This window comes from Halorubellus litoreus, assembly GCF_037081675.1.
GTDB lineage: Archaea > Halobacteriota > Halobacteria > Halobacteriales > Natrialbaceae > Halorubellus > Halorubellus litoreus.
Genome location: NZ_JAZAQL010000005.1, coordinates 318,754 through 336,663 on the forward strand (window position 1 = coordinate 318,754; position 17,910 = coordinate 336,663).

The 17,910-nt window shown below is 69.6% G+C and carries 17 protein-coding genes; 8 read left to right on the forward strand and 9 right to left on the reverse strand.

Features of this window, described 5'->3' with window-relative positions; genetic code table 11:
* Nucleotides 1-46: 46 nt before the first annotated feature.
* Nucleotides 47-850 carry a hypothetical protein gene (locus VYJ16_RS20790; protein ID WP_336352232.1) on the forward strand — a complete coding sequence of 268 codons (804 nt, stop codon included), beginning with the start codon at nt 47-49 and terminating at the stop codon, nt 848-850.
* A gap of 207 nt (nt 851-1,057) precedes the next feature.
* Here VYJ16_RS20790 and VYJ16_RS20795 read toward each other — a convergent pair whose 3' ends face one another.
* Both VYJ16_RS20795 and larC read right to left on the reverse strand, forming a co-directional pair.
* Nucleotides 1,058-1,282 (reverse strand): hypothetical protein, encoded by a 225-nt coding sequence (locus tag VYJ16_RS20795; protein ID WP_336352233.1) that lies wholly within the window; start codon nt 1,280-1,282, stop codon nt 1,058-1,060.
* Between the two features lie 143 nt (nt 1,283-1,425).
* Entirely contained in the window at nt 1,426-2,793 is a 1,368-nt protein-coding gene (gene larC / locus VYJ16_RS20800) for a nickel pincer cofactor biosynthesis protein LarC (protein ID WP_336352234.1), read from the reverse strand.
* A 117-nt stretch (nt 2,794-2,910) separates the two neighbouring features.
* Here larC and VYJ16_RS20805 point away from each other — a divergent pair, with 117 nt between their 5' ends.
* From VYJ16_RS20805 to VYJ16_RS20820, 4 genes are all read left to right on the forward strand, one after another.
* Nucleotides 2,911-3,234 (forward strand): hypothetical protein, encoded by a 324-nt coding sequence (locus tag VYJ16_RS20805; RefSeq protein WP_336352235.1) that lies wholly within the window; start codon nt 2,911-2,913, stop codon nt 3,232-3,234.
* 174 nt (nt 3,235-3,408) lie between these two features.
* Nucleotides 3,409-5,631: a CDC48 family AAA ATPase gene (locus tag VYJ16_RS20810; RefSeq protein WP_336352236.1), complete on the forward strand. Its 2,223-nt coding sequence runs from the start codon at nt 3,409-3,411 to the stop codon at nt 5,629-5,631.
* A gap of 204 nt (nt 5,632-5,835) precedes the next feature.
* Complete coding sequence (locus tag VYJ16_RS20815) at nt 5,836-7,449, forward strand: hypothetical protein (RefSeq protein ID WP_336352237.1); 1,614 nt, start codon at nt 5,836-5,838, stop codon at nt 7,447-7,449.
* Between the two features lie 304 nt (nt 7,450-7,753).
* Nucleotides 7,754-7,987: a DUF8028 family protein gene (locus tag VYJ16_RS20820; RefSeq protein ID WP_336352238.1), complete on the forward strand. Its 234-nt coding sequence runs from the start codon at nt 7,754-7,756 to the stop codon at nt 7,985-7,987.
* Nucleotides 7,988-8,077: 90 nt separating this feature from the next.
* Here the strand turns inward: VYJ16_RS20820 and VYJ16_RS20825 are convergent, their stop codons facing one another.
* On the reverse strand, nt 8,078-9,007 hold the full coding sequence (locus tag VYJ16_RS20825) for a DMT family transporter (RefSeq protein ID WP_336352239.1): 930 nt from the start codon (nt 9,005-9,007) through the stop codon (nt 8,078-8,080).
* A gap of 140 nt (nt 9,008-9,147) precedes the next feature.
* Between VYJ16_RS20825 and VYJ16_RS20830 the strand changes: the two genes are divergently transcribed.
* Nucleotides 9,148-9,771, forward strand: coding sequence for a reverse transcriptase-like protein (locus tag VYJ16_RS20830; RefSeq protein WP_336352240.1), 624 nt, complete (start codon nt 9,148-9,150; stop codon nt 9,769-9,771).
* Nucleotides 9,772-9,907: 136 nt separating this feature from the next.
* Here VYJ16_RS20830 and VYJ16_RS20835 read toward each other — a convergent pair whose 3' ends face one another.
* From VYJ16_RS20835 to VYJ16_RS20845, 3 genes are all read right to left on the reverse strand, one after another.
* On the reverse strand, nt 9,908-10,375 hold the full coding sequence (locus tag VYJ16_RS20835) for a hypothetical protein (RefSeq protein ID WP_336352241.1): 468 nt from the start codon (nt 10,373-10,375) through the stop codon (nt 9,908-9,910).
* Between the two features lie 220 nt (nt 10,376-10,595).
* The gene (locus VYJ16_RS20840) at nt 10,596-12,854 is read right to left on the reverse strand and encodes an NADP-dependent malic enzyme (protein WP_336352242.1); all 2,259 of its coding nucleotides are present in this window, start codon (nt 12,852-12,854) and stop codon (nt 10,596-10,598) included.
* Between the two features lie 211 nt (nt 12,855-13,065).
* Nucleotides 13,066-14,142 carry a M24 family metallopeptidase gene (locus VYJ16_RS20845; protein ID WP_336352243.1) on the reverse strand — a complete coding sequence of 359 codons (1,077 nt, stop codon included), beginning with the start codon at nt 14,140-14,142 and terminating at the stop codon, nt 13,066-13,068.
* A gap of 170 nt (nt 14,143-14,312) precedes the next feature.
* On the opposite strand from VYJ16_RS20845, the gene VYJ16_RS20850 reads away from it, so the two are divergent.
* Both VYJ16_RS20850 and VYJ16_RS20855 read left to right on the forward strand, forming a co-directional pair.
* Nucleotides 14,313-14,936, forward strand: a complete 624-nt coding sequence (locus tag VYJ16_RS20850) for a DUF7978 family protein (RefSeq protein ID WP_336352244.1) — start codon at nt 14,313-14,315, stop codon at nt 14,934-14,936.
* A gap of 144 nt (nt 14,937-15,080) precedes the next feature.
* On the forward strand, nt 15,081-15,458 hold the full coding sequence (locus tag VYJ16_RS20855; RefSeq protein ID WP_336352245.1) for a hypothetical protein: 378 nt from the start codon (nt 15,081-15,083) through the stop codon (nt 15,456-15,458).
* A 6-nt stretch (nt 15,459-15,464) separates the two neighbouring features.
* On the opposite strand, the gene VYJ16_RS20860 is transcribed toward VYJ16_RS20855, so the two are convergent.
* The 3 genes from VYJ16_RS20860 to VYJ16_RS20870 form a co-directional block, all read right to left on the reverse strand.
* A complete protein-coding gene (locus tag VYJ16_RS20860; RefSeq protein WP_336352246.1) occupies nt 15,465-15,992 on the reverse strand; it encodes a GNAT family N-acetyltransferase in 528 nt (175 codons plus the stop codon).
* A 63-nt stretch (nt 15,993-16,055) separates the two neighbouring features.
* Complete coding sequence (locus VYJ16_RS20865) at nt 16,056-16,706, reverse strand: metal-dependent hydrolase (RefSeq protein WP_336352247.1); 651 nt, start codon at nt 16,704-16,706, stop codon at nt 16,056-16,058.
* 94 nt (nt 16,707-16,800) lie between these two features.
* On the reverse strand, nt 16,801-17,724 hold the full coding sequence (locus VYJ16_RS20870) for a cation diffusion facilitator family transporter (RefSeq protein WP_336352248.1): 924 nt from the start codon (nt 17,722-17,724) through the stop codon (nt 16,801-16,803).
* Nucleotides 17,725-17,910: the final 186 nt, after the last annotated feature.

The window sequence follows — 17,910 nt, forward strand, 5'->3', positions numbered from 1 at the left end:
CCCGCGGTGACGGGACTTATCTCGCCGGCGCTCGAACCGGCGTGGCGTGATAGTGGTCGCGACGGCGGACTTCGAGGTGTATCACGACGTGGTGGGGGAGCTGCGCGACCGCGGGGTGGCGTTCACGACCGTCGAACCCGGCGACAACCTCCCCGAGAACGCCGCGGTCGTCGTCACCGGCCCGGGAGAGCGCGACACCGTCGAGCGCGACGCCCTGGGGGGCGACAGCGTCGAGGGCGTGCACGTCGTGGAGGCGGAGCCGGACGCGCCGCGAAAGGCGGTGGAGGCGGCGCTCGCGTACCTCCGCGGCGGCGACGGCCGGACGGTCGTCGGCGTCGACCCGGGCCGCAAACCCGGTATCGCGGTGCTCGCCGGGGGCGTCGTGGTGGCGGCGTTCCAGGTGCCGGCGAGCGACGCGGCCGCCGTCGTCAGTGAGGAGGTCGCCGGGGAGACGGACGCGGTGGTGCGCGTCGGCGACGGCGCGCGCCGCGAGGGCGCGAAGGTGATCGGCGGCCTCCAGGACGTCCGCGTGGAACTCGTCGACGAGACCGGGACGACGCCCTATCTGGGAACGGGCGCTCGCGGCATGGGCGACGTCCTCGCGGCGGTGAACATCGCGCGCACCGAGGGCGAGCCCGTCGAGTCCCGCGAGTTCGAGCCGACCGACGGCGAGATACAGCGCGTCAAGGACCGGTCGCGAGAGCTGTCGCCGGACAACCGCGCGGTCGACACCGCGCTCGCGCGTCGCGTCGCTCGCGGCGAACTCGATGTCGAGGCCGCGCTCGCCGAGCACCGCGCCGAGGACGACGGCGACGACGATGGCGACGGCGAAGTCGAAGAGGACGCGTAACGCGAGGCTGGACGCTCGCGGCGAGTGAACGAAACGATATCAGGAGCAGTGACGGTGGGCCGCGCCGTCGCCCCGCGGGGCAGTGTGCGAGGCCGGCCGAGGTGGGCGGTCGGTGCGGGGCGACGCCGGTCGGACCAGTGGGCGCTTGCACTGGCGGTCAGCGGGCAGTCAGCGTGCCGTCATCGGGCGGTCCGCGGCAGCGGGCAGTCAGCGTGCGTTCCAGGCGCAGTGCGTGCACGCGGGAACGCCCTGCACGTTCGCGAGGTCGCTCTCGCACGCCGGACAGGCGGTCGCGCCGGCGGGCCCCCCGTCGGTGACGGGGGTCGGTTCGTCGACGCTGGTGGTGGTGGACGCGTCGGCGTCCTCGAGGGTGACGTCGACGCCGCGGTAGCAGCCGAACGTGAAGTCGTGGGCTTCGGTGGGGTCGGCCATCTCACCTCCAACTGGCACCGCATCGAGTATAAGGCTATGTCTGGATGGATATATGTGCATCCCGCTTCCTAGAGGTGTATAAGGAGTACTTTCGAGTGGGTGGCGGCCGACGCTAGACTGGCGAGAGAGACCTTGTTCCTGCGTCACACGCCCTCGTAGTACGTGCTCTCGGCGCGCCGAACGACCTCTCTGATAGGCAGTCCGGTCTCCCTGGCAACGCGCGCGGCGTCGTCGTACTCGGCGCTCGCGTCGTAGCGCTCGCCGGCCTCGTCGCTCGCGACCTTCACCGTCACCTCGTGGGACTCCCCGTCGACGTCGACCGTGACGGTCTCGAACGCGCGGTCGGCGACCCAGCGGTGACTCGTGCTCGCCGCCCGGACGCCGAGCGTCCCGGTCTCCTCGGCGAGCCGGCGCGCGACCGCGTCCGCGTCAGCCGGCGCGCACACGACCTTCACGAGATGCCCCGGCCGCGACTTCTTCATCGTCGTCGGGAGAACCGTCGTGTCGTACGCCCCGGCGTCGGCGAGCGCGTCCTGCAGGCCGCCCAGTACTTCCGGCGTCGCGTCGTCCAGGTTCGTCTCCAGCACCGCGACGTCCTCCCGACGGAGGCCGCCCGTGGCGTCACCAACAGAGGCCCGCAGCACGTTCGGATGCGCGTCGAACGACTTCGAGCCCGCGCCGTACCCCGAGGCGTCCACCGTCATCGACGGCAGCGAATCCACGCCGTCGGCGTAGTACGCCAGCAGCGCCGCCCCCGTCGGCGTCAGGAGTTCGACGTCGATGGGGCCACCGCGTACCTGCCAGTCCGCGCGCTCCGCGAGCTCCATCACCGCCGGCGCCGGAACCGGATACGTCCCGTGCGCCATCTCGACGCTCCCGCCGCCGACCGCGACCGGCGTCGTCACCACGCGCTCCACGTCGAGGTCGTGCACGAGCGCGCACGCCCCGACGACGTCCGCGATGGCGTCGTCCGTCCCGACCTCGTGGAAGTGCGTCTCCACCAGCTCGACGCCGTGCACGCTCGCCTCCGCCTTCCCCAAGAGTTCGAACGCGCCGAGCGCGTCCTCGCGAACGCCCGCCGGCAGGTCGAGCCCCTCGACGAACTCCACGACCGCCGCGTACGACCGACTCGCGCCGTGGCCCTCACTCGAATCACCGTGCACGTGGTCGTGACCGTGTTCGTGGTCGTGGTCGTCGTGACTGTGTTCGTGGTCGTGGTCGTCGTGACTGTGTTCGTGGTCGTGGTCGTCGTGACCGTGTTCGTGGTCGTGGCTGTGGCCGTCGCCGTCGTCCTCCTCGTCGCTGTCGTTCTCGCCGGTGGCGTCGTCGTGGACGACGTCGACCTTCGTGGCGGTGATGCCGTTCCTGTCCACGTCGTGAACCTCGTAGGTGACGGGGAGCTGGGCGGCGAGGTCGTCGAGGACGCCCGGGTCCGCGCCGGCAGCGACGAGCGCACCCATGAGCATGTCGCCGCTGGCGCCGGTCCGACCGTCGAACGCGAGCGTTCGCATACCTCAACGAGCGGTGGCGAGCGCGAAAAGGCCCGCGGTCGGCTGCGACCCCCACACCAGCGCCGCGACTGGCTTCGGTCGAGCGGCGAGATGTGCGACCGCGAGGGACTAAGTGCGGTGGGTGCGTACGAATCGAACGTGTTCGAGGGTCTCAGAGATCGATGGGCGGCGTGGCGGGGGGACGGCGAGCCGGCGCACTCGCGGCCGCTCGGCGTCGTCCAGAAGCGGGGGCGCGAGGTGTTCGGCGTGAAACTCGGCGACGCGAAGGGCTGGCAGCCCGACTGGCGGGACGTCGAGGACCTCCACGAGGAGGCGATGGAGCGCTACGAGATCCGGCCGACGCCGGTCGGCCACGAGGTCGCGACAGTGCACTTCGACGCGGACGGCAACGTCGTCGACGTGGAGTGGTTCGACGAACCGCGTGCACCGGACGCGGCGTAAGTGGTCGGCGACGCCGATAGCGTTATGCGGCCCGCCAACAACCTTGCTAGTGAGTGGCATGGGTGGGTTGGTGACGTCCCGACGAGACGGTGACGGACCGCCGAAACCCCGTCTGAGCAAAAGACATATCGGGACCGGAGACCCACGTTCGACCATCCAGGCAGTCCCCAAATCATGAACGAAGTCCAACTGGAGGTGGCGAAGGCGTACCCGAACGACTCGGGGCGCGGTATCGCGCGACTTGACCCGGACACGCTCCTGCACCTGAAGCTCAGTCCCGGCGACATCATCGAGATAGAAGGTGCGGACACGACCGCGGCGAAGGTCTGGCGCGCGGACCGACAGGACTGGAACACCGACACCGTCCGCATCGACGGGTTCACGCGGCAGAACGCCGACGTCGGTATCGGCGAACGCGTGACCATCCGGAAGGCCGAAGCGACGAAAGCGGACAAGCTCACGCTCGCACCGCCCGAGGAAGCGAGCGTGCAGTTCGGGAGCGACGCGGCGGGCATGGTCAAACGCCAGATCCTGAAGCGCCCGGTCGTCGAGCGCGACATCGTGCCCGTGATGTCCTCGACGAACCATCCGTTCATGCGCTCGCCCGGGCAGGCGATCCCGCTCATCGCGGTGGAGACCCAGCCGGAGGGCGTCGTCCTCATCACCGAGGACACCGACGTCGAACTCCGCGAGGAACCCATCAGCGGGTTCGAGAAGACCGGGGGCGGCATCACGTACGAGGACATCGGCGGCCTCCAAGGCGAGATCCAGCGCGTCCGGGAGATGGTCGAACTCCCGATGAAGCACCCCCAGATCTTCAAGAAGCTCGGCATCGAGCCGCCCCAGGGCGTGCTCCTGCACGGCCCGCCGGGCACCGGGAAGACCTTGTTGGCGAAGGCGGTCGCGAACGAGACGTCCGCGAGCTTCTTCTCCATCGCGGGCCCCGAGATCATCTCGAAGTACTACGGCGAGTCCGAGCAACAGCTCCGCGAGATCTTCGAGGACGCGACCGAGGAGTCGCCCTCCATCATCTTCATCGACGAACTCGACTCCATCGCGCCCAAGCGCGAGGACGTCACGGGCGAGGTCGAGCGTCGCGTCGTCGCGCAGCTGTTGACGATGATGGACGGCCTCGAGAGTCGGGGGCAGGTCATCGTCATCGCCGCCACCAATCGCGTCGACTCCGTCGACCCAGCGCTCCGTCGCCCGGGCCGGTTCGACCGCGAGATCGAGATCGGCGTGCCTGACGAGACGGGCCGCGAGGAGATCCTCCAGATTCACACGCGCGGGATGCCGCTCTCCGACGACGTGAACCTCCCGAGTCTCGCGAGCGAGACGCACGGGTTCGTCGGCGCGGACATCGAGAGCCTCACGAAGGAAGCGGCGATGAAGGCACTCCGGCGGTACCTCCCCGAGATCGACCTGGACGAGGAGGACATCCCGCCGAGCCTCATCGACCGCATGATCGTGAAGCGCGACGACTTCCGTGGCGCGCTCAACGAGGTGGAGCCGAGTGCGATGCGGGAGGTCCTCGTCGAACTCCCGAAGATCACGTGGGACGACGTCGGCGGGCTCGACGACGCGAAGCAGAACATCGAGGAGTCCATCCAGTGGCCGCTCAATAACCCGGAGAAGTTCGAGCGGATGGGTATCGACCCGCCGGCGGGCGTCCTGCTCTACGGGCCGCCGGGGACGGGGAAGACGCTGATGGCGAAGGCGGTCGCGAACGAGACGAACGCGAACTTCATCAGCGTCCGCGGTCCCCAACTGCTCTCGAAGTGGGTCGGTGAGTCCGAGAAGGCGATCCGGCAGACGTTCCGGAAGGCCCGCCAGGTCTCCCCCACGGTGATCTTCTTCGACGAGCTCGACTCGCTCGCCCCCGCCCGTGGTGGCGAGGTCGGGTCGAACGTCAGCGAGCGCGTCGTCAACCAGCTTCTGACCGAACTGGACGGCCTGGAGGAGATGGGCGAGGTGATGGTCATCGGGGCGACGAACCGCCCGGACATGATCGACCCTGCACTCATCCGGTCGGGGCGGTTCGACCGCCTCGTGATGGTCGGCCAGCCCGAGCTCGAGGGTCGCGAGCAGATCCTCCGCATCCACACGGAGGACACGCCGCTGTCGCCGGACGTGAGTCTCCGCGAGCTCGCGGAGATGACCGACGGGTACGTCGGCAGCGACCTGGAGTCCATCGCGCGCGAAGCCGCCATCGAGGCGTTGCGCGCGGACGACGAGGCGACCGCGGTCGACATGAAGCACTTCCGGACCGCGATGGAGTCCGTCCGTCCCACCATCACGGACGACCTCCTCGAGTACTACGACCAGATCGAGGACGAGTTCCGCGGCGGCGCCGCGGAGACCCGCGACCGCCGGGGCGGCCGTATCGGCTTCCAGTAGTCGAGCGCGGCCGTATCGGCTTCCAGTAGTCGACTGCGTGCGTTCTTCTGTTGCCGGTGTTCGGTGGTCGGTGACCGGCTGGTTCGGGGCGAGTGCCTGCGGAAACGATTTTACGCGCGCTCCGCTTAGGACGCGCCAGTGTCTTCGGTTACCTCGACGCGTCGTACCGCAAACGGTCCGTATCGACCGACTCGTGACCCGCAGGTGCTCTTGCTCGTCGGTATCGTCGTCGCCGTCGTCGGCCTATGGGTCGTGGGGGTGATGTCGCCGGCGACGCTCTCGGGTGGGGAGAGCGGGCCGGTGTTCCCGTTCCGCGACCAGAGCGAGGACGGCCGGGTGTCGGTGTCGGTGAATCGGTCGGCGGTGGACCCCGGCGACCTGGTTGCGGTGACGGTGTCGGTCGATGGGAAGCCGGTGAGCGACGCGACGGTTCGAGTTGCGGGTGCGTCGTACGCGACGAGTGGCGATGGGACAGCTGTGGTGTCGGTCGACGACCCGGGGTCGTACGAGGTGACTGGGGTGCGTCCGGACGGGAATCGGTCGGCGACGACGACCCTCCGGGTGCGGCGGTTCGAGAGTGCGCTGTCGGTGTCGGTCCCCGAGTCCGTGGTGACTGGCGAGTCGATGCCGGTTCGCGTGGCTCGCGAGAACGGGAGCGCCGTCGATGCGGTCGTCGCTGCTGACGGGGAGACCGTTCGGACTGGCGCGGACGGCGTCGCGAACGTGACCTTCGACGTCGCTGGCGAGTTCGAAGTGCGGGCGTCGAAGGAGCCGACTGCGGAGTACCGGTTCGTCGAGGCGACTGGGGCGGTGACGGTGGAGCGGCGAGCGGTGGCGTTGGTCGCGACCGCGAACCGGAGCGCGCCCCGGGTCGACGAACCGGTCGCGGTGTCGGTGCAGCGGCGAGACACGGGTGAGGCGGTGAACGCGACGCTGTCGCTCGACGGTCGGACGGTCGCGACGGGCGCGGACGGCGTGGCGACCGTGCGCTTCGACGCCGCGGGCGAGGTGGTCGTCGTGGCGGGCGCGAACCGGACGCAGGCGGTTCGGTTCGTCGACGGTCGGGCGCGCGTCGACGTGCGACGGATTCCCGTTCCGCTCTCGGTGTCGGTGTCGCCGAACCCGGTTCGGGAGGGCGAGCGTGCTCGGTTCGTCGTTCGACGGACGGATACGGGCGAGCGCGTCGGCGCGTCCGTGGAACTCTACGGGAGCGCGTACCCGACGGGGGCGGACGGTCGCGTCTCGTTCCCGTTCTACGCGCCGGGGAACGCGACGGTGTCGGCGTCGAAGGCGTCCACGGCGCGCGAGCGATTCGTGGGTGCGAACGCGTCGTTCGTCGTCGTCGGCCCGGAGGTCGTCGCGGACGCGGTCGCGGTCCCGGAGACGGCGCCGGCGGACGGGACGATGCGCGTGAACGCGACGCTCTCGAACGTCGGGAACGAGCGCGCGAGCGAGGACGCGGTCGTGACGGTCGGAACGGCGACGACGCGCGTCAGGACGACGGTCCCGGCGGGCGAGACGACGACCGCGAGCTGGCAGGTGACGACGCCGGACGCGACCGGGAACGTCACCGTCGTCGTCCGCTACGAGGAGGTCCGCGTCGAGCGCACGGTCCGGCTCGTCGCGTCGACGAACGACTCGGCGAACGGGACGACCGGTCCGTCGGCGAACGCGCCCGTCCGCGAGCGTGCTGGCCCAGTGCTCGTGCACTCGGCCCTGGACTCGCGCGCCGCGAGTGGGCTGTCAGACGGTCTGGCCGTGGGTTCGCACGACTCTCGCAGCCGACTGCCGGCAATCGGTGGCGAACCGGCCGTCTGAACCGGTAACTCGCGGTGAACGAGTTGGTCGTGGTGGCTCCGTGGTGGCGCGTGGTCGCGTGCTCGCGGCGCACTCGGACCGCGTGGTCACGCGGTGGTGGCGTGCTACTGCCCTAGTAGTTACCGACTAACATCCGAGGCGAGCCCGGATACTACGACTGGCTCTAAGGCGATTGTAAAACGTCTAGACGTCTCTCGGCCGCTCATGAAAGGTTAATGTGTTGACTAGAGCGCGGTGAAAAGAGTTGAAACCGGTCGAATAATCTCGGCATTATATGCTCCTGTCCGTCCATGGTGGAGATACGATGGCATCCCCGCTCTCCGACTCCCGCGTCCTCCCCCGCTCGCGGCACGTCACCGAATCGGTCGTCAAGCCAGTGCGCTTCCTGGGCTTCTGGAGCGCAGTCGCACTCCCGTTCCTCCACATCCCGCTCCTGCTGACCGGACTCGACGGGACCCCGGACACGCTCGCGTTCCTCGCGCTGTTCGCCCTGAACGTCCTCGCGCTCGTCGTCGGGCACGGCCACGGCGACCACTGAACCGACGCAACGCTCGAATCGACTGCCTTCCTCCACTCGGCGACGCTGGAATCGACTCCCTCCCTCACTCGGCGTCGCCGTCGTACGTTCTCAGGACGAGAGCGACCGCTGGAGTGACGCGACCTCCTCGCGGAGCGCGTCGCGTTTCACGAGCGCGAACCCGGCGAAGATGACGAGGAACCCGACGACCGTGTACGCGGTCGGCACTTCGCCCCGTATCGCCCACCCTGCGAGTGCAGCGAATATCGGGGCGACGTAACTCACCATGTTGATCTCGATGGGGCCGAGGCGCTCGAGGAGGTAGAAGTAGAGGAGGAAGCCGAGTGCGGAGGCGGCGAGGGAGAGGTACGCGAGCGACCAGAGCGCGGTCGTCGTCCACTCGACGCCGAACGTCTGCGTCTCGCCGAGCCCGAGGGAGATGCCGTGCATGATGAGTGCACCGCCGGTCATCGACCACGCTTGCATCGTCTCGATGGGGAGCTCGGCGTCGGGGACCTTCGTCAGGACGCTCCCGAGCGCGAACGATGCGGCGGCGAGGAAGACGAGCGTCTTCGCGACCGCGCCGCCGGCGAGGAGGTTCGCGGGGTCGGGGCGGACGAGGACGGCGACGCCGACGAGCGCGAGGAGCGTGCCGGCGACGGTCGCGGGCGTCACGGGGTTGTCGGGGACGAGCAGTCGCGAGAACCCGGTGGTCAGGACTGGCGAGAGTGCGACGAGGACGGCGGCGACCGCGGACGTGACCGCCGGGTCGGTCTCGCCGACGAACAGGAGGGCGTGGTACGCGGCGATCATGAGCGTCGCGCCGGCCGCGATCAGCGCCCACTCGCCGCGGCCACTGGGAATCCAGTGGTCGACGCGCCAGGCGGCGTACGCGAGCATGATGACACCCGCGATGTCGTATCGGAGTGCCGCGAACAGCACGGGTGGGACGACCTCGACGCCTTCCTTGATGGCGAGGAACGCGCTCCCCCAGACGGCGGCGAGGACGACGAACAGGACGACGTCTCGATAGCGACTCACGTCGAACGCGACGACGGGCCCCAGCCTCAATGCTTCGATTCGAAGGGCTGTCTGCCGCTACCGAAACTCCCGAGCGCTCTCGTGTGCTATGGTCTCTCACGGGGGATGGATTTAAGTCTGAGAGTCGCATCCTGTCAGCTATGGCCGCTCACGGCCGTCCCGCACTGCGGGACCTGTTCGATGAGTCGCCGACCCCCCACATCGCGCACCCGCCCCGGACCCACCATCGTGATTTCTACGTGGCGACGGACGGGTCGTTCCGCGCGAACGACGACGGGGGTATCGGCGCCGTCATCGAGACTCGAGACGGCGAGCGCGTCGCTCGCATCGCCGCAAGCGACGATGCGCCCGACAACAACGTCGCCGAATACCGCGCGCTCCACCTCGGCCTCGACGTCGTCGCCGAGCGTGCACCGCGCACAGCCAGCGTCGGCGTGCTCGTCGACCACGACGAACTCGCCGGGAACGTGAACACCGCCGTCCTCGCCGGCCACCACCCGGACTGGCAGCCGACGCGCGCCATCGAGGTGCCGACGGCGAGCGAGCACCACTGGCGCGGCATCCGCGCTCGCGTCTCCGGGTTCGACGAGGTGCGTGCCGCGCGCATCCACTCCGAGGACAACCCCGCGCACTACCTCGCGAACGCACCCCGCGAGTACGCGCACGTCAACGAGGAGCCCGACCGGTGCGTGCTCCCCGAGTCACCAGGGTCCAGCCCGCAGTACCCGCCGCCGAGCCGCGCCGACCGCCACGCCTCCGACTAACCACCTTTTGTCGGGCCGCTCCCTTCGGTCGCGGCCCGCAAAACGTGGGCGAAAAGGTGGCCTTCGAGGCTCGCGGTCCATCCACGGGGCAGTCTCTCGCTCCCGAAAACGGATGCTTCGCGTTCAGTTGCGTCGGTCAGGCGACCACAGAGACGGTCGTCTCGTCGAGTAACTCGAACACGGCGCGCTCGCCGGGTTCGATGGTCTCGCGGACGAGTGTCGCGCCGTCGACTGCGAGCGAGAACACGTACGTCTCGCCGCGCTCGCAGCGCCCGGAGAGGTACGCGCGCTCCCCGTAGGTCATCTCGCGGACGTCGTCGTACGCGACCCTCCCAGTCTCGTGCACCAGCCGGAAGTGGACGGGCGTCGTCCCCGACGCCGTCGACACGACCTCGAGCGTCGCCGGCTCCGCCAGTTCGTCCTCGGCCTCGGTCGCCGAAGCGTCGGTCTCGGTGCTGGCGTCCGCACTCGCGGCCGCTCCAGCGTCGTCGAGTCGGTCCGGGCGCGACGCCGACGCCGACGCGAATTCGTCGGCCTGGGACGCACCGACGACTCCCGCACAGGCCACGCTGACCGCAGCCGCGACGAACTCCCGTCGCTTCACGCATCCACCGACGACGCCCACTGAAAAAAGCCGGCCGGAGAGACAAACGCCGATTTGACCAACTCGCGCGCGTCTCCAGACGACCACCTCCAGCGTGTCCGAGCCATCACGTCTCGCCGCTGGCGAGCGCGACGACGCGTTCGCCATCGAGGCGACTGCGTCGCCTCGTTTCGTTCGCGGTCCGCAAAACGTGGGCGAAAAGGTGAGCGCGGAAGCTCGCTCAGTTCTCTTGCGCGTCGACGACGGCGACGCCGGCGAGGTTGACGATGTCCTTGACCTCGTCGCCGCGCTGGAGGACGTGCACGGGTTTGTCCATGCCGACGAGCATCGGGCCGATGGCGTCCGCGCCGCCGAGGCGCTGGAGGAGCTTGTACCCGATGTTCCCGGCTTCGAGGTTCGGGAAGACGAGGACGTTCGCGGGCCCTTCGAGGTCGCTGAAGTCGTACGTGCCTTCGAGGATGTCCTCGACGACGGCGGTGTCCGCTTGCATCTCGCCGTCGACGGGCGCGTCGAACTCGGGGTTCTCGCGGAGCATCCGCGCGGCGCGCCGGGGTTTGCGGGTGCCGGGGTTGTCGACGCTCCCGAAGTTCGAGTAGCTGAGCATCGCGACGCGCGGGTCGACGTTGAACTCGCGGGCCAGGTCGGCGGTGTGTTCTGCGACCTCGGCGAGCACCTTCGCGTCCGGGTCCTGGTTCACGGTTGCGTCAGCGCAGAAGATGACGCGGTTCTTGAACGTCAGCATGTAGACGCCCGCGGCGTAGTCCGCGTCCTCGGCGGTCCCGATGACCTGCAGCGGCGGCCGGAGCGCGCTCGGGTAGTGATGCGTGAGCCCCGTCATGAGGGCGTCCGCGTCGCCGGATTCGACCATCACGCTCCCGAAGTAGTTCGAGTCACGGCGCACGAGGTCGCGGGCCTCGTTCTCCGTGAGGCCCTTGCGCTTGCGGATGTCGTGCAGGCGTTTCGCGTACTCCTCGTACTCGCCGGCCTCGCGGGGGTTCGCGACCTCCGGCTCGAAGTCCAGCCCGAGGCGTTCGGTCGTCTTCGCGATCGTCTTCGGGTTCCCGATGAGCACCGGCTCCGCGATACCTTGCTCCTCGAGCTGGTACGCCGCCCGGATCATCTTCTCGTCGGTCCCCTCGGCGAGCGCGATGCGCTTCGGGTCGCTCTTTGCCTTGTTCAGGACGACGCGCATCATCTCGCGGGACTTCCCGAGCCGTGCTTCGAGGCGCTCCTCGTACGCGTCGAGTTCGACCTCGTGCCGCGCGCACCCGGAGTCCATCGCGGCCTCGGCGACCGCGGGCGCGACCTCGAACAGGACGCGCGGGTCGAGGGGCTTCGGGATGATGTAGTCCGCGCCGAACTGCAGGGGCTGGTCGCCGTACGCCTTCACGACCGCGTCCGGGACGTCCTTCTGTGCGAGTTCCGCGAGCGCTCGCGCCGCGGCGACCTTCATCTCCTCGTTGATCTCGGTCGCGCGCACGTCGAGCGCCCCGCGGAAGATGAACGGGAACCCGAGGACGTTGTTCACCTGGTTCGGGTAGTCGGAGCGCCCGGTCGCCATGATGACGGTGTCGTCGCGCGCCGCCTTCGCTTCCTCGTACCCGATCTCGGGGTCGGGGTTCGCCATCGCGAACACGATGGGGTCGCTCGCCATCGACTGCACCATCTCCTGACTGACGAGGCCGCCGATGGAGAGGCCGACGAAGACGTCCGCGCCGTCCATCGCGTCCGCGAGGTCCCCGCCGGGGACGTCTCGCGCGAACTGCTGTTTGTACTCGTTGACGTCGCCGGCGTCCGCGCGTTCCTGGGTGATGATGCCCGAGGAGTCGCACATCGTGATGTTCTCCTTCTTCGCGCCGAGGGAGACGTAGAATCGCGCGGTCGCGATGGCCGAGGCGCCGGCACCGGAGAACACGATGTCGAGGTCCTCGAGGTTCTTGCCGGATATCTCGGCGGCGTTGACGAGCGCCGCGCCGGAGATGATGGCGGTCCCGTGCTGGTCGTCGTGGAAGACGGGGACGTCCATCGAGTCCTTGAGCGCCTCCTCGATCTGGAAGCACTCCGGCGCTTTGATGTCCTCGAGGTTGATCCCACCGAACGTCGGGCCCATCGCGTCGACGGCCTCGATGATCTTCTCGGGGTCGTCCTGGTCGAGTTCGATGTCGAACACGTCGATGTCCGCGAACCGCTTGAAGAGCACGCCCTTGCCTTCCATGACGGGTTTGGAGGCAGCGGCGCCGATGTCGCCGAGGCCGAGGACGGCGCTCCCGTTGGAGACGACGCCCACGAGGTTCCCCTTCGCGGTGTACTTGTACGCGTCGTCCTCGTTCGCCGCGATCGCCTCGCAGGGCGCGGCGACGCCGGGCGAGTACGCGAGCGAGAGGTCCCGCTGGGTGTTCGTCGGCTTCGTCGTCGATATCTCGAGCTTCCCGGGGGGGTCCTCCGCGTGATAGTCCAGTGAGTCCTCGTCGAGTCCCATGGAGGAACCCACCACCGGCGCGGACTAAAAGGTAATCGAAAGCCACATTCGACGACTGTCGATAACCGGGCGGCGCGACCGGGGGCGTCCATGGTCGGATTCCGGCGTACGACGCCACCGGCCACGGTCTGGCCGGTTCGTCGGCGTCGTCAGGTGACGTACGTCGACGGCGCTCGCGTTGCGGGGAACGAACCGGGAGAAGCGACCGCGGTCAGGCGTCGTAGACGGCGGGGCGTTCCAGGGTCACGTCGAAGTCGACGGCGTCGACCGAGATGGTCGGCCAGTCGTCGCCCGTCGTCAGCGGCTCGAACCCGTCGTCGTCGACGAGCACCGTGCCTTCGCTCTTGGCGCCCTCGACGGTCGGGTTCCACGCGTACCCCTGCGGGAGGTGCACGGGCTCGGTACTCGTCGGGGTCGCGATCCACTCGCGGCCGGCGTACCCGGCGGCGCCGCCCTGGTGGTGCTCGCGCCACTCGTCGGGCCACCCGACCGCGTCGTACGCTGCCTGGACGTGCTCGAAGACGTCCGCGGCGGTGCCGTCGTCGCGACCGACGGCGCGCGTCGCCGCGAGCGCCGTCGTCTCCACGCGCGCCGCCGCCTCGTGGCGGTCGGCGAGCCAGTCGGGCGCGTCGAACGCGACCGTTCGCGTACACGACGCGTACAGGCCGTCGTCGTACGCCGTCACGGAGACGATCGCGTAGTCACCGAGCTGGTTCTCCGTCGGCGTGAAGTGCCGGTACGGCGCGGCGCGGTCGGCGCCGCCGACGAGGACGACCGGCGCGGTGAGTTCGCGCACCGAGAGCGCGACCGAGAGCGCGGACGCGACCTCGCCCTCGGTGTCAGTCGACTGGAGCTCCGTGCAGACCGCCTCGACCGCGGCGGCGGTGCGTCGGCCGACGTCCGCGTACTGCTCGCGGTCGCGCTCGGAGAGCGGCTGGCGGAGCGCGCTCGCGTCCACGTCACCGAACCCGGGGACGTCCACGTCCGCCACAGCCGGCTGGCTCGCGACCGCCGCGACCGCCGCCGGCAGGTCGCGCTCGTGCCAGGGGTACTCGACGACGGTCACGTCCTCGGCGAGTTCCTCGTCGCGCAATCGCTCGGTCTCGTTGTTCGGTGCGACGACGGTCACGTCCTCGCCGTCGTAGCCCGCTGCCGCCACGCCGATGCCCGCCTCGTGGTCGACGCGGTTGTCGCCGCCGGTCAGCCACGCGAACCCCTCGGGGCGCGCGAACCACACCGACGCCAGGTCCTCCGCGTCGAGGTAGTCGTCGAGTCGCCGTCGTTCCATACCAGCGCCGTCGAGTGGACGCGCCGTAATCCCGTCGGTTCGCGCACCGCGGAACGACCGCGATTCGCGCCCCCCAGACGAACCATCGAGGCGCCAGCCGCATCGACACGTTGGGCAACGGACACCTAGCCCCTCGTTTATTACGCACCCGTTCGATACCGGTAGTTGATATGTGTGCCCGTTCGACCCGCGACCACGACGCAGCGACCGGCGGTAGCACGGCCCGCAGCGGCATCGACGCGTCCACGGCGATCCGCGGTGCCGGCGCCGGCGCCGCCGCGTTCGTCGCGACGTACGTCGTCTCGTTCCTCCTGTGGACGTTCGTCGAACTCCCCGAGCCGGACAGCATCGGCGAGGCCCTGAACCAGGCGGTCATCGGTATCGTCCGCGATAGCGTCCCCGCGTGGAAGGCCGCCGGCTACGTGCTCTTCAACGCGCAGTTCGTCGAGGTGACGTTCGAGGGCGCGCTCTCCGAGTCGACGTTCAGCCTCATCGCGCTCGCCGACAGCTCGCTGCTCGCGCTCGCGTACCTCGTCCCCGCCGTCGCGCTCGTCGCCGCCGGCTACGCGGTCGCGTCGTCGCCGAGCATCCGCGGCACCGGCCAGTCCGCCGCCGCGGGCGCGCTCGTCGTCGTCGGCCAGCTCGCGCTCGCCGTCGTCGGCGCCATCGCGTTCAGCGCCGAGGGCGACGCCGGCAGCCTCACCGTCCCGCTCGCGAACGCCATCATCATCGCGGGCGTCGTCTACCCCGTCGTCTTCGGCGCCATCGGCGGCGTCCTCGCCGACGTCGCCTGACTCGACTGCGTCTCCCCGCGTCGACGCCGTCCGACTCGACTGACTGCTTCTCTGCACCGCCAGTTCGCGGGCGACCATCTCGCCCCAGTGCGCGGCCTCGCGTCGGTACTACTTACTGCGAGGGACGGAATGGCTAGATACCTTATGGGTGGGTCATCGTACGAACTCGGCCTGGCGACGACGACCGTCGCATCGGCGGTCGCCGTCGCGTCCGCTGCGTACTTGCTGTTCACGGACGTTACGACGGTCGACGGGACCGCCGCGACTGCATTGGAAGCCGGGAACGTGGTGCTGCTCTCCCTCGCGGTCCTCCCGGTCCTCGTGAGCCTCCTGTGTCTCGGTAGCGCGTACACCGGTACGGAGCTTCCGCTCTGGATTGGGAGCGGCGTGGTACTCGTCGTGGGGATGGTCGGCGTTGCGGTCGGCCCACAGTTGCTGGTCGTGGGCGTGCTTCTCCTGCTGAGCGCGTTCTTCGTCTCTCGTTCGGGCGACGACACGGCGGACCCATCGCGGTCGGTCTGACGCAGTCTACAGTTCGCGGGCGACCATCTCGCCCCAGTGTGCGAACCCGTGGCGGTCGTAGAACGCCTTCGCGCGGTCGTTCTCGCGGTCGACGTCGAGCACGAGCCGGTCGAGCGGGAGGGACTGGTCGCGAGCGAGCGCGACCGCGGCGTCCATGAGGTCGTCCGCGACGCCGGTCCCGCGTGCGTCGGGCGCGACGTAGAGTTCGTTGAGGACGGCGGCGTCCCAGACGAACGCGAGGCGCTCGGGGAGCACGAACACGTACCCGAGCAGCGTCTCGCCGCCGTCCCCTCCCGCGTCCTCGTGGCCGTCGGGCGCGCTCGCGACGGTCACGCAGCGTTCGTCGTCGGCGACGCAGCGGTCCACCCAGTCCAGCCAGTCCGCGCGATACGCGTCAGTGAGCTTGTCCTCGTACGTCGCCTGCTTCTCGTCGTCGCCGGTGCCTGCACCGAGCCCGGTCTCGAACCCGGTCTTCAACTCCCAGAGCGCGTCGCGGTCGCACTCGGCGTCGTACGGGCGGATGGTCGCGTCCATGCGAGAGGGTGCAGGCGGGACCGACAGGAACGTTGCGGTCCGGTCCCCGTGACCGCTCGGGTCTCAGCGCCCGCGGACGTCCTCGTAGACGCGCCCGGCGACGACGAGCGCGCCGGTCGCGACGAGCAGGAGTTGGGTGCCGGAGCCCGCGAGCGGGAAGATTCGCTCCTGGACCTCGGGCTCGCCCTTCCTGTCGGGGTTGGTGTCCGCGCCCGTGTGGTACTGGCGTTCTTTCGTCGACCCGAGGCTCGCGTCCTTCACGGGCTCCTCGTTCCCGAGGTCGACGAACGTCTGCACGAACCCCTTCTGGTCGCTGAGGTACGTCCGCCCGGTGACCTCGTAGAACTGGTCGTGGACCGGCCAGAGCACGTTCACGCCGTTGGTCACCACGTCCGGACCGATGCCCGCGAACGCGACCGCGACGACGGCGACGCTCGCGACCCGCGGCGCGGTCGCCCCGAAGCGCGCACGGAGCCACGAGTGCTCGCGGACGCGGACGTCCCAGACCACGAGCGCGCCCAGTGCGAGCGGGAGGAGGACGGTGTGGGTGGCGGAGCGATGCGCGCCCACCACCACCCACCCGAGGAACGTGTCGAGGTCGACCGCCGCGACCGCTGCCAGCACCACGAGGATGGCGCGCGGCGAGAACGCACCGGCGAGCAACGCGCACCCAACCAGCCCACCGAGTGCCACGTGCACGAGCGTCGAAGGCATACCACGAGCCAAGGGTGCAGGTACCAAAACCCTATCCCGGCCTCGCTCACCCCCTCGCCCACCGGCCTCGGGCGTCTCCGCCGAGACCGCCGGGTCAGTCCTCTCGGTGTCTCCGCGCGAGCCGGTCGACGTCCGCGTCGGCCTTCCACTCGCCGAGTTCCTTCGGGTCGACGTGCACGAACACGTCGTCGACCTCGGGGAGTTCGCGGATGGCGTCCATCACCTCGGTCTCGATGTCGTGCGCTTCGAACAGCGTCCGGTCGCCCTCCACTTCGATGTGCAGCGAGACGTCGACCTCGGGGCCGACGTAGTGCGCGACGACGTCGTGCGCGCCCTCGACGTCCGGGTGCGCGAGCGCGCGGTCGACGATCTCGACGCGGAGTTCCTCCGGGGGCGCGGAGCCGACGAGGTACCCGACGTTGTCGCGGACGATCTCGACGCCCGTGTAGCAGACTGCGACCGCGACGACGCTCGCGGCGATGGGGTCGAGGAGCGGGAACCCGGCGCGTGCGCCGACGACGCCGACGAGTGCCGCGCCCGCGGTGAGGACGTCGTTCCGGTTGTCGAGCGCGGCCGCTTTGAGCGCCGGCGAGTTCGTCGATTCGCCGCGCGCGTACACGAGGCGGTAGAGCGCGTACTTCGTGACGCCGGAGACCGCGAGGATGCCGACGGCGGCGAACCCGGTGGTAACCGTCGCGTCGCCGGAGAGGAGCGTCGTCCCGGCCTGGTAGAGGATGGCGCCGCCGGCGGCGAACACGCCCGTGGCGACGAACAGCGCGACGAACGGCTCGATGCGCTCGTGGCCGTGCGGGTGCTCGAAGTCCGGCGGCTGCGTGGTGTAGTAGAGCCCGACGAGGACGAAGACGCTGTAGGCGGCGTCCGCGAAGCTGTTCACGGCTTCCCCGCCGACGGCGAGACTCCCGCCGTCGAGGTAGACGACGGTCTTCCCGGCCGCGAGCGCGAGGTTCACCGCGAGGACGAGTGCGCCCATGCGTCGCATCGTCTTCGCGTCGCTCATCGCTTCGAGTTACGGCGTCGGGTTTCAAGGGCGTGTCGACTCCCCTGCTCGCACGAGCATACGGCGTCCGCCAGGACGCCGTTTCTGGGTATTACTGCTCGCACGAGCGTACGGCGTCCGCCAGGACGCCGTTTCTGGGTATTACTGCTCGCACGAGCGTACGGCGTCCGCCAGGACGCCGTTTCT

Excerpts from the sequence above, each read along its gene's own strand:
- VYJ16_RS20855 (WP_336352245.1), top strand. The coding sequence starts at position 15,081 with ATGGGTGGGTCATCGTACGAACTCGGCCTGGCGACGACGACCGTCGCA.
- VYJ16_RS20820 (WP_336352238.1), top strand. The coding sequence starts at position 7,754 with ATGGCATCCCCGCTCTCCGACTCCCGCGTCCTCCCCCGCTCGCGGCAC.
- VYJ16_RS20840 (WP_336352242.1), bottom strand. The coding sequence starts at position 12,854 with ATGGGACTCGACGAGGACTCACTGGACTATCACGCGGAGGACCCCCCC.
- VYJ16_RS20870 (WP_336352248.1), bottom strand. The coding sequence starts at position 17,724 with ATGAGCGACGCGAAGACGATGCGACGCATGGGCGCACTCGTCCTCGCG.
- VYJ16_RS20795 (WP_336352233.1), bottom strand. The coding sequence starts at position 1,282 with ATGGCCGACCCCACCGAAGCCCACGACTTCACGTTCGGCTGCTACCGC.
- VYJ16_RS20845 (WP_336352243.1), bottom strand. The coding sequence starts at position 14,142 with ATGGAACGACGGCGACTCGACGACTACCTCGACGCGGAGGACCTGGCG.
- VYJ16_RS20860 (WP_336352246.1), bottom strand. The coding sequence starts at position 15,992 with ATGGACGCGACCATCCGCCCGTACGACGCCGAGTGCGACCGCGACGCG.
- VYJ16_RS20865 (WP_336352247.1), bottom strand. The coding sequence starts at position 16,706 with ATGCCTTCGACGCTCGTGCACGTGGCACTCGGTGGGCTGGTTGGGTGC.
- VYJ16_RS20850 (WP_336352244.1), top strand. The coding sequence starts at position 14,313 with ATGTGTGCCCGTTCGACCCGCGACCACGACGCAGCGACCGGCGGTAGC.
- VYJ16_RS20810 (WP_336352236.1), top strand. The coding sequence starts at position 3,409 with ATGAACGAAGTCCAACTGGAGGTGGCGAAGGCGTACCCGAACGACTCG.
- larC (WP_336352234.1), bottom strand. The coding sequence starts at position 2,793 with ATGCGAACGCTCGCGTTCGACGGTCGGACCGGCGCCAGCGGCGACATG.
- VYJ16_RS20830 (WP_336352240.1), top strand. The coding sequence starts at position 9,148 with ATGGCCGCTCACGGCCGTCCCGCACTGCGGGACCTGTTCGATGAGTCG.